This window comes from Caulobacter sp. KR2-114 (assembly GCF_049446115.1).
In the GTDB taxonomy this organism is placed as follows: Bacteria; Pseudomonadota; Alphaproteobacteria; order Caulobacterales; family Caulobacteraceae; genus Acaudatibacter.
The window spans coordinates 794,114-806,881 of record NZ_JBMSEC010000002.1; the positions used below are offsets into that span (position 1 = coordinate 794,114).

14 protein-coding genes are annotated in these 12,768 nt (G+C 71.1%); 9 read left to right on the forward strand and 5 right to left on the reverse strand.

Annotation, left to right across the window (positions count from 1 at the left end; genetic code table 11):
* Window positions 1-137: 137 nt before the first annotated feature.
* On the reverse strand, window positions 138-1,565 hold the full coding sequence (locus ACO2Q3_RS09940; protein ID WP_423306406.1) for an amidase: 1,428 nt from the start codon (window positions 1,563-1,565) through the stop codon (window positions 138-140).
* A 105-nt stretch (window positions 1,566-1,670) separates the two neighbouring features.
* Between ACO2Q3_RS09940 and ACO2Q3_RS09945 the strand changes: the two genes are divergently transcribed.
* The 4 genes from ACO2Q3_RS09945 (at window position 1,671) to ACO2Q3_RS09960 (ending at window position 4,288) form a co-directional block, all read left to right on the forward strand.
* Entirely contained in the window at window positions 1,671-2,135 is a 465-nt protein-coding gene (locus tag ACO2Q3_RS09945; protein ID WP_423306407.1) for a YaiI/YqxD family protein, read from the forward strand.
* On the forward strand, window positions 2,132-2,551 hold the full coding sequence (arfB, locus tag ACO2Q3_RS09950; protein WP_423306408.1) for an alternative ribosome rescue aminoacyl-tRNA hydrolase ArfB: 420 nt from the start codon (window positions 2,132-2,134) through the stop codon (window positions 2,549-2,551). The genes ACO2Q3_RS09945 and arfB overlap by 4 nt, the downstream gene beginning before the upstream one ends.
* Before the next feature lie 76 nt (window positions 2,552-2,627).
* Window positions 2,628-3,146, forward strand: coding sequence for a c-type cytochrome (locus ACO2Q3_RS09955; RefSeq protein ID WP_423306409.1), 519 nt, complete (start codon window positions 2,628-2,630; stop codon window positions 3,144-3,146).
* A gap of 35 nt (window positions 3,147-3,181) precedes the next feature.
* On the forward strand, window positions 3,182-4,288 hold the full coding sequence (locus ACO2Q3_RS09960; protein WP_423306410.1) for an SHOCT domain-containing protein: 1,107 nt from the start codon (window positions 3,182-3,184) through the stop codon (window positions 4,286-4,288).
* A 66-nt stretch (window positions 4,289-4,354) separates the two neighbouring features.
* Here ACO2Q3_RS09960 and ACO2Q3_RS09965 read toward each other — a convergent pair whose 3' ends face one another.
* Complete coding sequence (locus ACO2Q3_RS09965) at window positions 4,355-5,125, reverse strand: class II aldolase/adducin family protein (RefSeq protein ID WP_423306411.1); 771 nt, start codon at window positions 5,123-5,125, stop codon at window positions 4,355-4,357.
* A 167-nt stretch (window positions 5,126-5,292) separates the two neighbouring features.
* Between ACO2Q3_RS09965 and ACO2Q3_RS09970 the strand changes: the two genes are divergently transcribed.
* Window positions 5,293-6,408 (forward strand): DUF2336 domain-containing protein, encoded by a 1,116-nt coding sequence (locus tag ACO2Q3_RS09970; RefSeq protein ID WP_423306412.1) that lies wholly within the window; start codon window positions 5,293-5,295, stop codon window positions 6,406-6,408.
* Between the two features lie 23 nt (window positions 6,409-6,431).
* Window positions 6,432-6,638 (forward strand): hypothetical protein, encoded by a 207-nt coding sequence (locus tag ACO2Q3_RS09975; protein WP_423306413.1) that lies wholly within the window; start codon window positions 6,432-6,434, stop codon window positions 6,636-6,638.
* 15 nt (window positions 6,639-6,653) lie between these two features.
* Here the strand turns inward: ACO2Q3_RS09975 and ACO2Q3_RS09980 are convergent, their stop codons facing one another.
* Entirely contained in the window at window positions 6,654-7,979 is a 1,326-nt protein-coding gene (locus tag ACO2Q3_RS09980; RefSeq protein WP_423306414.1) for an NAD(P)/FAD-dependent oxidoreductase, read from the reverse strand.
* A gap of 105 nt (window positions 7,980-8,084) precedes the next feature.
* On the opposite strand from ACO2Q3_RS09980, the gene ACO2Q3_RS09985 reads away from it, so the two are divergent.
* The 3 genes from ACO2Q3_RS09985 (at window position 8,085) to ACO2Q3_RS09995 (ending at window position 10,480) form a co-directional block, all read left to right on the forward strand.
* On the forward strand, window positions 8,085-9,065 hold the full coding sequence (locus ACO2Q3_RS09985; protein ID WP_423306415.1) for an AraC family transcriptional regulator ligand-binding domain-containing protein: 981 nt from the start codon (window positions 8,085-8,087) through the stop codon (window positions 9,063-9,065).
* A 42-nt stretch (window positions 9,066-9,107) separates the two neighbouring features.
* Window positions 9,108-9,887 carry an NAD kinase gene (locus ACO2Q3_RS09990; RefSeq protein WP_423306416.1) on the forward strand — a complete coding sequence of 260 codons (780 nt, stop codon included), beginning with the start codon at window positions 9,108-9,110 and terminating at the stop codon, window positions 9,885-9,887.
* Between the two features lie 104 nt (window positions 9,888-9,991).
* Window positions 9,992-10,480, forward strand: a complete 489-nt coding sequence (locus ACO2Q3_RS09995) for an Hpt domain-containing protein (RefSeq protein WP_423306417.1) — start codon at window positions 9,992-9,994, stop codon at window positions 10,478-10,480.
* Between the two features lie 101 nt (window positions 10,481-10,581).
* Here the strand turns inward: ACO2Q3_RS09995 and ACO2Q3_RS10000 are convergent, their stop codons facing one another.
* Window positions 10,582-11,373 (reverse strand): NUDIX hydrolase, encoded by a 792-nt coding sequence (locus ACO2Q3_RS10000; protein ID WP_423306418.1) that lies wholly within the window; start codon window positions 11,371-11,373, stop codon window positions 10,582-10,584.
* Window positions 11,374-11,448: 75 nt separating this feature from the next.
* Window positions 11,449-12,600 (reverse strand): DUF2336 domain-containing protein, encoded by a 1,152-nt coding sequence (locus ACO2Q3_RS10005; protein WP_423306419.1) that lies wholly within the window; start codon window positions 12,598-12,600, stop codon window positions 11,449-11,451.
* Between the last annotated feature and the right edge of the window lie 168 nt (window positions 12,601-12,768).

Genomic DNA, 12,768 nt, shown 5'->3' on the forward strand with positions numbered 1-12,768 from the left:
GGCGGCGAAGCCGCCAGGGTGGGGAACACCCGCCGGTGGTGGGAAGGTTCCGATTGGCCGGTGGGACGCCCTGACTCCCCCACCCTGATCGCTTCGCGATCTGTCCCTCCCCACAAGGGGGAGGGCGACCGGCGGGCCTACTGGAACCCCGCCGGGCGTCTGTTGGCCCACGGCCGGACCTGTTCCAGTTGGCCGGCAAGGCGGAACAGCAGGGCCTCCTCCGCCGCCCGCGCGGCGAACTGCACGCCGATCGGCAGGCCGGACCGGCTCCAGGCCAGCGGCACGGTCATCGCCGGCTGGCCGGTGATGTTGAACGCCTGGGTGTTGGGCATGAAGGCGAACAGGCGCGATGCATAGCCGGCCAGGTCCAGCGGCTGGCCGCGCAGCTCGCCGACCCTGATCGCCGGCGAGCCCAGGGTCGAGCACAGGAAGATGTCGAAGGTCTCGAACAGCGCCGCGACCTGCCGGCCATAGGCGTGCGCCGCATACAGCGCCCGCACGAAGTCCGGGCCGCCGACCGCCTTGCCGCGGCCCAGCATGGCCTGGGTGAGCATGTCGATCTCGCCGGGTTCGACCGCGCGGCCGCGGCGATCCTCCTCGGCGGCGATGGTGGCGGCAATGCTGGCGCCGATGATCTGGCCCGCGGCCGCGGCGGCAACGCCGATGTCGGGCAGGCGCGCCGGCTCCACCGCGTGGCCCAGGCTTTCGCAGAGCCTGGCCGCATCCTCGACGGCGGCCACGCATTCCGCATCGATCTGCCCACCGGTATTGATCGCGCCGGTGAACACGCCGATGCGCAGGCGCCCGGGATCGCGGCCCACCTCGGCCAGGAACGGCGTCGCCGGCGGCTCCAGCCAATAGGGATCGCCTGGCTGCGGCTGGCAGATGGCGTCCAGCAGCGCGGCGCTGTCGCGAACCGTGCGGGTGACGGCGTGCTGGATCGAAAAGCCGCCCCAGCCTTCGTTGGAGGGGGCGAAGGACACGCGGCCCTTGCTGGGCTTCAGCCCGAACAGGCCGCAGCACGAGGCCGGCGTGCGGATCGAGCCGCCGCCATCGCTGGCGTGCGCCGCCGGCACCATGCCCGCCGCCACCGCCGCCGAGGCGCCGCCCGACGACCCGCCGGGCGTGCGATCGAGGTCCCACGGGTTGCGGCTGGGACCGAACAGCTCCGGCTCGGTCACCGGCTCCAGGCCGAATTCCGGGGTGTTGGTCTTGCCGTACAGCACCAGGCCCGCCCGGCGGTAGCCGGCGACCACCGCGCTGTCGGCGGCCGGCACGTTGTCCTGGAACAGGCGCGAGCCGATGGTGGTGGGCACGCCCTTCATCAGCGCGCCGAGATCCTTGATCAGATAGGGAACCCCGGCCAGGGGCCCGTCCGGCAGCGGCCCGGCGGCGGCGGCGCGCGCCTCGTCCTCCAGCAGGCGGATCACCGCGTTGACCTTGGGGTTGGTATCGGCGGTGCGCGCCAGGGCGGCCTCCAGCACCTCGAGCGCGCTGACCTCGCGCCGCCGGATCAGGTCGGCCAGGCCGATGGCGTCGTGCGCCAGGTAGTCCTCGGGCGTCATCACATCCCCTCCGCGATCTCGCGCACCCAGCGCCGCGCCGCGCGGCCCTTCTCTTTTTCGACGGATCGGGCCACAGCTTCGGCGAAGGACCATGACCCGCCAGCGATGACCCGCGCCATCGAAATCTTCATCGACGCCGACGCCTGCCCGGTGAAGGACGAGACCTACAAGGTGGCCCAGCGCTATGGCCTGAAGACCTGGGTGGTGGCCAACGCCTTCATGCAGGTTCCGGCCCACCCGCGCATCGAGCGGGTGCAGGTGGACGCCGGGCCGGACGTGGCCGACGACTGGATCGCCGAGCGGGTGCAGCCGGGCGACATCGTGGTGACCAACGACATCCCGCTGGCCGAGCGCACGCTGCAGGCCGGCGGCTCGGCGATCGGCGCCAACGGGCGTCCCTTCACCCGCGACAGCATCGGCTCGGCCATCGCCCAGCGGGCGCTGATGGAGCAGATCCGCTCCACCGGCGAGATCACCGGCGGCCCGCGCCCGTTCGACCGCAACGACCGCTCGCGCTTCCTGCAGGCGCTCGACGAGGCGGTGAACAAGGCCATGCGGGGGCGGCGATGATCGAGGTCACCCAGCGCATCAGCCTGGACGATGGCGAGCTGGAGTTCAGCTATGTCCGCGCCGCCGGCCCTGGCGGCCAGAACGTCAACAAGGTGTCCTCGGCCGTGCAGATGCGCTTCGACGCCCGGCGCAGCCCGTCGCTGCCCAACGACGTCAGCATACGCCTGCAGCGCCTGGCCGGCTCGCGCCTGACGCAGGACGGGGTGATCGTGATCAGCGCCAGTCGCTTTCGCGACCAGCAGCGCAACCGCGCCGACGCCATCGAGCGGCTGGTCGAGCTGATCCGCAAGGCCGAGCCGGCGCCGGTCAAGCGCAAGGTCACCAAGCCCACCCGCGCCGCCCGCGAGAAGCGGCTGGAGGGCAAGGCCAAGCGCGGCGCGGTGAAGTCCATGCGCCAGCGTCCGATGGGCGATTAGTCCAAACGGACGGCAGCGACGTTGCAAGCTCGGCCGTCTGCGGTATGTCTCCGGCAGACAACAGGCGGAGACGGCGATGCGCATCGGAACTTCTGTGGTGGTGATCCTGGGAGCGGCGTCGCTGCTGGCGGCCTGCGGCAAGTCGGGCGGCGCCTCGAGCACGGCCTCCGCCGACCAGCCGTCCGCGCCCGCCGAGCCGGCGTCCGCCCCGGCCGCCCTCACCGACGCGCAGAAGAAGGCGCTGCTGGCCGAGCTGCCGGCGGCCTACCAGACCGCCGACCTGGACAGCGGCCAGGCGAAGTTCGCGCTGTGCAAGTCCTGCCACACGGCGGTCAAGGACGGCGGCGACATGACCGGGCCGAACCTCCACGGCGTGTTCGGCCGCAAGGCCGGGTCGAAGGAAGGCTTCGCCTACTCCGACGCCCTGAAGGCCTCGGGCATCACCTGGGACGCCGACAAGCTGAACCAGTGGCTGACCAACCCCAAGGGCCTGGTGCCCGGCACCAAGATGACCTTCGTCGGCCTGCAGGACCCCAAGGACCGCACCGACCTGATCGCCTATCTGAAGACCATCACCAGCGATCCGAAGTCCTGAGGACGGTCTGAGGCGAACCGGGGAAGGCGCGGCGGATGAGCGACAACGGTCCTGACGCCCGGCTCTTCGCCCTCGAACGCCTGGCCGCCCTGCTCGAGAAAGGGCTGCTGACGCGCGAGGAGTTCGACGCCCAGAAGGCGGTCATCCTCGCGGGTGGCGAAGCGCCTCCCCAGCAGGCCGTCCCCGAACCGGTCGTCCCGCTCCCGGACCCCGTGGAGCCGGCGGTCGAGCCGGCCTTGCCGCCCCCGTCCGAGCCCACCGAGGCCGAGCCGGCGCCCGGACCGGCAGAGCCGCCGGCCGGCGCACAAAGCCCGCGCGGGCCGTCGGTTCCGGCCATTGCGCTGGGGGTCAGCGCCGCCATCGCCGTGGCGGCGCTCGGCGCGGTGCTGTGGATGCTGTGGTCGCGCGCGCCGCCCACCGGCCCCAGCGCGGCGACCAATGCGATGAGCGCGGCCACCGAGGCGGCCAGCGTCGCCCTCCCCGCGCCGCCCACCCTCGACGACGCCTTCGCCCTGGTGTTCGGCGCCCACGGCTCGGCGGTGACGACCCAGCAGTGGCAGCACGATGCCATCCAGGTCCGCTACACGCCGCAGAAGCTGATCCCGATCACCGGCGGCTACGCCGTGGTGGCCAAGGGCGACGTGGTGGACGCCGCGCACGTCAACTCCGGCTTCCTGGGCGTCGCCTACCTGACGCCCGGCCCGGCCGGCTGGGCGGTGTCCGGCAAGTGGCCGCAGCTGGTGGAGACCGGCTCGTTCGGCGCCATCGATGGCTGGCGCTCACGCGACGAGCTGTTCGACAACCCGGGGCTCGAGGTCGACGGCGGCTACCAGGGCCAGGGCTGTGCGGTGCAGTCGGCCGATCTCGTGGAACTGACCCCCGGTGCGCCGACGGTGCGCGCGCGGCTGCTGCTGCTGTTCGACTATCCGTCGCCCGACACCGCCGACCAGCCGACGCCGGACCCGGCCGACGGCGCCGCCATCCAGTACGGCCACAGCGAGGCGAAGATCGCCGCCCTGGTGAAGGGCCAGTCGTTCAAGGCGACCTATGACGGCGACTATGCCCGCACGGTCACCTACAGCCTGAACGGTCCCGGCCTGTTTCGCGCCTCGGCCAACGTGAAGACGCTGCCGGGCTGCTGAGGCCGGCCCGAAAAGAGAAAAGCCGCCTCGCGGCGGCTTTTCCGTTCCTTCGGCTGAAGGCCCCCGTCAGGCGTCGTAGCCCGGCAGTTCGCGGTCCAGCCGGCGCAGGGCGCCCGGCCAGGCCAGACCCCCGCCGATGCCGCGGCTGGTCTGCGACTTGACCTCGGCCTGGGCGGCGTCCGGCGCGATCAGCACGTTCTCGCGGCCGGCCGAGAGGGCCATCACCTGCTGCTTGCAGGCGCGCTCCAGATAGAACATCCCGGTCCAGCAGTCAGCGGCGCTGCGGCCCACCGACAGGGTGCCGTGATTGCGCAGCAGCATCAGCGTCTTGTCGCCGATGTCGTGCACCAGGCGCTCGCGCTCGTCGAGGTTCAGGGCGATGCCTTCGTAGTCGTGGTAGGCGAGCTTGGGCAGCACGATCAGGGCATGCTGGCTGAGCGGCAGCAGGCCGTCCTTCTGCGCCGACACGGCCACGCCCTGGTCGGAGTGCAGGTGCATCACGTAGTGGGCGTCCTCCCGCGCGGCGTGGATCGCCGAGTGGATGGTGAAGCCCGCCGGATTGATGAAATACGGGGTCTCCTGCAGGATCTTGCCCTCCAGGTCGATCTTCACCAGCGACGAGGCGGTGATCTCCTCGAAGAACATGCCGTAGGGATTGATCAGGAAGTGGTGCTCCGGCCCCGGAATGCGGGCCGAGATGTGGGTGTAGATCATGTCGTCCCACCCGTAGAGCGCCACCAGGCGGTAGAGCGCCGCCAGGTCGACGCGCGCCTTCCATTCCTCCTCGGAAACCTTGCCCTTGAGCGAGCTGAGGCCCGCGACCGAACCGTCCGCCATGGCCATTCCTCCTGTATGAGATCCGTTCAGCTCAGAGTCGCGCCGGCGCCGGCCTGCGTCAAGCGCGCGCAGGGAGAACCGGCGCCGATTGGTTTAAGCACGTTCTTAACATGATGCGTCGAAGCTTGACCTCTAATGACCCTGGATTCCAAGGCCAGCCACACGACATGAGCGCCCGCTCCGAAGACCTTCTGGAACTGGCGCGCAGCAGAGACCCGGCCGACCGGGAACAGCTGCTCGGCGGCATCGTCAGCATTTGCGAAGACTCCGACATCCAGGGGCGTTCCCTGGACCCGGCCGTGAAAGGACTTGTGGAGTCCATCTTCATGGCCCTGGTGGTCGAGGCCGAGCATGACATCCGCCGTCGCCTGGCCGATCGTCTCGCCACCGCCGCCTGGGCGCCGCGGGCGCTGGTGAACGTGCTGGCGCTGGACGACATCGAGGTCGCGCGGCCGATCATCGCCGCCAGCCCGATCCTGCAGGACGAGGATCTGGTGCGCCTGCTGGTCGAGGCGACCATCGAACATCAGATCGAGGTCGCCCGGCGGCCGAAGCTGTCCAATGCCGTGGTGCAGGCGATCCTCAACGGCGACGAGCCGGCGGTGCTGACCGCCCTGGCCTCCAACGACAGCGCCGACGTCTCCGCCGCCGACATGCGCCGGCTGGTGGAAAGCTCGCGCCGGATCGCCGCCCTGCGCGCGCCGCTGGTGCGCCATCCGAAGCTCAATTCCGACCTGGCCGGCCAGCTCTACGCCTGGGTGGGCCAGTCGCTGCGCAGCGCCATCTGTTCGCGCTTCAGCGTCGACCCGGCCGAGCTGGACAAGGCCATCGCCGCCGCCGCCAGCGAGGCGCATGGCAACATCGGCGCCGACAAGGGCGCGCCGGTGGTGATGGAGCGGGACGGCGAACAGGAAGAGATGGAGAAGCGGCTGATCGACAAGCTGTCGGAAGCCGGCCAGCTGCGTCCCGGCTATCTGCTGCGCGCCTTGAAGGAACGCCGGCTTTCGCTGTTCGAGGCCGCCCTGGCGCGGCTCGGCGGCTTCGACGCGACGCAGGTGCGCAAGGCCGTCTCCAGCGCCGACCGTCCCGAGCTGCTCGGCCTGGCCTGCGCCGCAGTGGGCATCGACCGCGGGGCCTTCCCGACCATCCTGGCCATGGTCCGCGACATCAATCACGGCCGCCCCGGCGGCGGCGAGGATGGCGAGCGGCGCGCCATCGGGGCCTTCGGCCCGTTCGCCAGCGACATCGCCGCCAGCGCCTTCCGCAAGGCCGTCGCCACCTAGCCCAAGAGTACGATCGTCCCCGCATGACCGAGCATCAGATCATCGGCCTCAGCGCCGTGGCCGCGGCCCTGTCGACCGCCCTGGCCCTCATCACCGGCCGCGCGCCCTATGTCAGCCTGACCGGCCGCCCGCGCATGGCCATGCGCCTGGAGCATCCCGACCACTATTGGGAATCCGTCTCGGCCTTCGCGGTGGTCGCGGCGATCTTCGCCTGGATGGTGTTCCAATAGGCCCTGGGCTGGCGCCTACCGCCGTCCCGCGCTGAGGTCCGCGTCGACGCGGCGGTCGGGTCCCTCGAATATCCGCATCAGGGCCTGCACGAGGAGCCAGCGCAGGGGTTCCGGCGGCAGCGGCGGGGATCTGCGCTGCAGCAGGTCGACGTCGCCATTCGGCCGGTCCAGGACCTGGTCCGCCAGCAGGGCGCCGTTGTAGGTCGCCTGGGCGACGCCGTGGCCGTTGTAGCCCATGCCGTGAAACACCCGGCGCCGGCGGTCGGCGTGGCTGAACGGCAGGAAGTCGATGGTCATGGCGATCCAGCCGCCCCAGAAGGTCTCGATCTTCAGGTCGGGAACCTCGGCGAAGCGCTCGCGCAGCAGCCCGTCGTAGCGTCGGAACACGTCGGGGCGATCGCCGTCCGCCAAGCCGCCGCCGTAGCCGTACTGGACGTACTTCGATCCGCCGAGCAGGCGCCCATCGGCCGTCATCCGATAGGATTCCAGGCTCTCGTGCGCCGTATAGACGCCCTCGCCGCCAGGCCAGCCCAGCGCTTGCCGCTGACGGCTGTCCAGCGGCGCGGTGCGGAACAAGGTCACGCGCAGAGGGAACACGCGGCTGCCCATCCGACCCAGCGTCGAGGGCGTATAGGCGTTCGTGGCCAGCACCAGCCGCTCGCCGACGATCGCCGCCTTGCCGACCACCGCCCGCACGCCCCGGCCCGTGGTCTCCAGCCGATCGACCCGCGACTGCTCATAGATCCTGACGCCCGCCTGCAGCGCCGCCCGCCGCAGGCCCATCACGTACTTGCCGGGGTCTAGGTGGCCGCCCGTCGCTTCGAGGACGCCAAACCGGAACGCCGCCGGCAGGCCGCGCCGCCGCATCGCCGCCTCGTCGAGGAAGGACGCCGCCACGCCGATGCCGGCCGCCAGCTCGGCCGCCCGCTCCAGCGGCGCCCTGTGCCTGGGGTGCACCCCGGCGATGATGTTGCCGACCGGGGCATAGTCGCAGTCGATGGCGTGCCTGGCGAACGCCGCCTCCGTGTACCGCACGGCCCGATCGGCAAACCCCGCCAGTTCCGCCGCACGGCCCTTGCCGACGTACTTCACCAGAGTCGGCAGATCCTTGCCGATGGTGGGCGTGAGATGCCCGGCGTTGCGGCCGCTGGCGCCCTTGCCGCAGTAGTCCATCTCCAGGATCGCCACGTCGACGCCCGCCGCCCGCAGCGACAGGGCGGTGCTGAGGCCGGTCAACCCGCCGCCGACGACGACCACGTCCGCGCGCGTGTCGGCGTCCAGCGCCGGCTGCAGGTCCGGCGGCGGCTGCACCCAGACGCTGACATCGCGAAAATCATGCACCACGGCCCTGGCTCCTCCGGCTCGACAGCCGGAACGCTAGCCGAAGGCGTGGCGACGGGCGTATCCAGAGACGCCAACCTGATATCCGATCACGCCAGACATCGCATGCCTCGCACCACCCTGATCCAGGGCCTCACCCTCGACCGCGCCATCGCCGTGGCGAGGCAGCGTGGCCTGGACTGCCGGCCGTTCCTCCGCCGCGCCGGCGTGCGCCGGGTCCCCGACGCCTGGGCCGGACAGACCGTCGCCAACGACCTCTTCGCCGGTCTGCTGCATTGGGCCGCGCAGGAAGCCGGCGACCCGCACTTCGGGCTGCGGGTCGGCGCGGCGTTCCAGCCCGGGGACCTCGGCGCCCTGGGCTATCTGCTGATGAATGCGCCGACCATTGCCGACGCCCTCGTCGCCGCGGCGCGCTGGTTCGTGTTCCAGCAGGATGGCGGCTTCTTCGAGGTCCGGCGCCTGGAGCCGGGTGAGGTGATGTTGCTCTACGACGGTGGCGACCTCGCCGAAGGCCCGCGCCGCCAGGATGCGGAGTGCGGCCTGGCCATCATCTCGACGCTGCTGCACGCCATCGTCGGCGCACGCCCCCTCGCCGCCTATGTCCGCCACGCCCTGGACGAGGGTGACAAGGCTCTCGCCAGCCACTTCGGCTGCCCCGTGCAGGGGGCCTGCCCCGACAATGCGCTGGTCTACGACCCCGCCCTGTTCACAAGCCCAATTCGCGGGGCCGACCCCCTGCTGTTCCGCATCCTGGCCGAGCACATCGCGCGAAAGGTCGGCGAGCGGCCGCCCGACGACGACGTGGTCGGCACGGTCGAGTGGCGGATAGGCCGGGTGCTGGCCGACGGCGGCGCCGTGCGCCTGCCGCTCGTCGCCGAGGCGATGGGCCTGAGCGCGCGCACCCTGCAGCGTCGCCTGACCGAGGAGGGCCAGAGCTTCGCGTCGGTGCTGGACCGCGTGCGGCGGACCCTCCTGTCGGAGGCGGGCTCCCGGCCGGGCAGGACGTGGGCGGAGCTGGCCCCGATGCTGGGGTTCGCCAATGCCGGCGCCCTTCACAAGTGGCGACGACGCCAGGGGCCTTTGTGACGGTTTGACTTTGCCGGCGGCTTTGCCTCTTGTGCCGCCCGCATGAGCGGCCCTCCCCCCCACCCTCGCCTCGCCTTCCTGGCCAGCGACCGGCCCGAGGCGCAGGAAGCCAAGGCGGCCCTCGAAGCGCGCTACGGCGCGGCGACGCAGGATGAGGCCGACGTGGTGGTCGCACTCGGCGGTGACGGCTTCATGCTGGAGGTGCTGCACCAGAACCTGGCGACGCGGCGGCCGATCTACGGCATGAACCGCGGCTCGGTCGGCTTCCTGATGAACGACTACCGCGAGGATGGCCTGCTGGAGCGGATCGCCGCCGCGGAGCTGTCGCACATCCATCCGCTGCGCATGCGCGCCGAGGACGCGGGCGGCGCCGAGCACGAGGCGCTGGCGATCAACGAGGTCTCCCTGCTGCGCGAGACCCGCCAGACCGCCAAGCTGAGGATCCTGATCGACGGCCGTCCGCGCCTGGCCGAGCTGATCTGCGACGGCGCGATGGTGGCGACGCCGGCCGGCTCCACGGCCTACAACCTCTCGGCCCATGGCCCGATCATCCCGATCGACGCCCAGGTGCTGGCCCTGACCCCGATCAGCGCCTTCCGCCCGCGCCGCTGGCGCGGCGCTTTGCTGTCGCATCGGGCGAAGGTCACCTTCGAGATCCTCGAGGCCGACAAGCGGCCGGTCAGCGCGGTGGCGGACAACGTCGAGGTGCGCAACGTGGTGCGCGTCGAGGTCGTGGAGGACCGGTCGATCTCGCTGGTGATGCTGTTCGACGCCGGCCGCAGCCTGGAAGAGCGCATGCTGGCCGAGCAGTTCCAGGCCTGATCCGCCCCCCTGAGACCCGTCGCCGCAGGCCGCGAGGCGGCATGGATCATGCGTTGTTAAGCCTTTCTGCCTAGCTTCACCTGAGTATTCAGGAGGGGTGAGCCTTGAGCGAGACCAATTCCAGTCAGGTCATTCCGGCGTCCAATACGCTTCGTCTGAAGGTGGGCGGCCGGCTGGGCGGGATCGACGCGGCGGCGGTGGCCAAGGCTGAGGCGGCGCTGAAGAGCCTCGCCGGCAACTTCGCGCAGTGGCTGCAGGACGAGGTCACCAAGCTGGAGGCCGCCCGCAACCGCATCAAGACCGACGGCCTGACCCCCGAGACCGCCGAGAACCTGTACTTCCGGGCGCACGACCTGAAGGGCCTGGGCGCGACCTACGAATATCCGCTGGTGACGCGCATCGCCGGCTCGCTGTGCAAGCTGATCGACGATCCGAAGACCCGCATGGATGCGCCGATGTTCCTGATCGACGCCCACATCGACGGCATCAAGGCCGCCGTGCGCAACCAGATCCAGACCGACACCAATCCGGTGGGCAAGGCCCTGGCCGAGGAACTGGAAGGCCAGGTCCGCGCCATGCAGGCCGCCGGCTGAGGGCTGGAGCTTCCTCGGTCCGAAAAAGGTCTGCCTTCAAACATTTGGAGCCTGTCAGGCGAAGCCGCGCTGGCTTCGCCTGATAGACGCTGGGCCTCGGCTCACATCACCTTCGACAGCGGCTCGGCGACCTCGCCGTAGCCCGCGTTCGGCGGGATCACCAGAACCCGCCCTTGCGGCGTGTCGGTGACCTTGGGCTCGACCGTCACGAGTTCGCGCGCCCGCGCCCGCTCCACCGCATCCTCCGCGCCCGCGGCCTCGGCCAGCAGCTGCAGGTTCATGCGCGTGGGAAAGATGACCGTCCGCTCGCCGGCGGCGCCCAGACGCAGGGCCTCCGCCGGGGCGATCCACTCGGCGTCCACCGTCTCCCAGCCATCGCACACCGCCAGCTGGTCCTCGGGAGCGATGGCCACATAGAACCAGGTGTCGAACCGCTTGGCGGTGAGCGGCGGGGTGATCCAGCGGGCGAACACCGACAGGGCCTCCAGGTCGAGGCTGACGTCCAGCTCCTTCACCAGGTCCAGGAACGAGCGGCGATCGTGGGCGATGTCGTCGCGCGCCTTGGCCGCCCGGTCGTCGGCGGTGAAGGGAGAGCCGTCGGGGTGGCGGGCCAGCAGGATGCCGGTCTCCTCGTAGGCCTCGCGGATCGCGGCGATGCGCAGCGGCCGCTTCTCCGGCAGGGCGGCGCCCCAGCCCAGGGTGCGGAACTCCCAGTCCGGGTCGTGGTCGCCGGCGTGGGTCTTGCCGCCCGGGAACACCAGCGCGCCGGAGGCGAAGTCGATCTGGTGGTGGCGCTTGACCATCAGCACTTCGAAGGTCGGCGCGTCGCGCACCAGCAGGATGGTGGCGGCCGGCAGGATCGGCGCGGGCGGCTTGGGGGCTTCCTCGGTCATGCCGCCAGCTTGGGCGCGCCCCCGAGGCGGATCAAGGGCGCCGCGAGGTCAGGCCCCGGCGGGCCTGAGCCGGCTTTAGCCGGCGGCGGCGCTGAGCCGCGGGGTCTCCTGGGGCCCGACCGACATGCGGTCCAGCTTGTCGAGCAGGTAGTCGACGTCGTCGCGCGAGGCGCTGAGCGGCTGGGTCAGGAAGCGCTCCAGCATACGCCGCTGGAAGCGGGCGCGGTCGTGGTCGGCGCCGTCGAACTCCACCGAATGGAAGGCGTCGACCCCGGCCCGAAACGCCGGCAGCAGGCGCGCCGGCAAGCCGGCCCGCTCGTAGATCGCCTTCAGCCCCAGTTCCCCAGCGTCGTGGATCATCAGCCAGGTACGGTGGTGCGGCACGCCGGCCAGTTCGGCCACGGCCCATTCGAAGAACGGCATGTGCCCGTGCGCCAGGGCCCGCAACATCAGCGAGGGCGTCAGCCGGCCCATCTTGTGCAGATAGGCGACGAAGGCGCGCATGTCGGCGGCGCGGCCGGCCTGGTCGACGAGGTCGAGGGTGGCGCGCTCGCGCGCGCCCAGGGCGATGGCCAGCGCCGTCTCCGGACTGACGGCGTGGTGCGTGATCAGGTGCTCGCGAACCTGTTCGGAGACCAGGTTGACCAGCCGCTCGGTCACCGACAGCGGCAGCACCTGGCGGAAGGCGATGGCGGCCAGCACCCTTTCCGACTGCTCGAAGCGCTCGACGGCCTTCTCCAGGCTGCGCGGAGCAAAGTCGGCGTTCTCGTTGGCGCAGGCCCGGCCGACGGCCTCCTCGACGCCGAAGTCGACGATGGCGGCGGTGACCTTCTGCGACAGGACAGGGCGCTTGGCGATCGCCACCTGGCGCACCGGTCCGCCCAGACGGACGATCTCGGCGAGGTCCTCGTCGCTGAACGCGGGCGAGAAGTTCAGCACCGGCAGGGCGATGCTCTCGATATCGCGGGCCAGGCGGTTGGCCACGTCGCGCGGCACCAATGGCGAGGATTTCAGGGTCACGGCCAGGGCGCGGCGGACCAGCTCGGCGGCGTCCGAGGCCATGATCCGGAGGATCTGCTGCGCCTCGTCGCGTTCCTCGTCGGTCAGGTCAGCGCGGTCGATGTGCCGGCAGAGCCGGTGGGCGGCGACGGCGCGCTCGTCGGCCGTGGCCCCCTTGATCAGGGTGCGGATGTCGTTGTCGGTGAGCGCCGCGCGCGTGGTGGCCATGTCTTCCCGCCCGCCCCGCCCCCGGGGCCCGAATCTCTTCTCCAGCAGCATGGTCGGTTAGGCTTAATGATTGCTTGTGCCGGCGAGGTTTCGTTAACGCTGTCCCGTAACCCCGGGACAAGGCGGCGCGGGTAGTCTGCGAGGCGAATACGCTTCAGAGGTGACCGC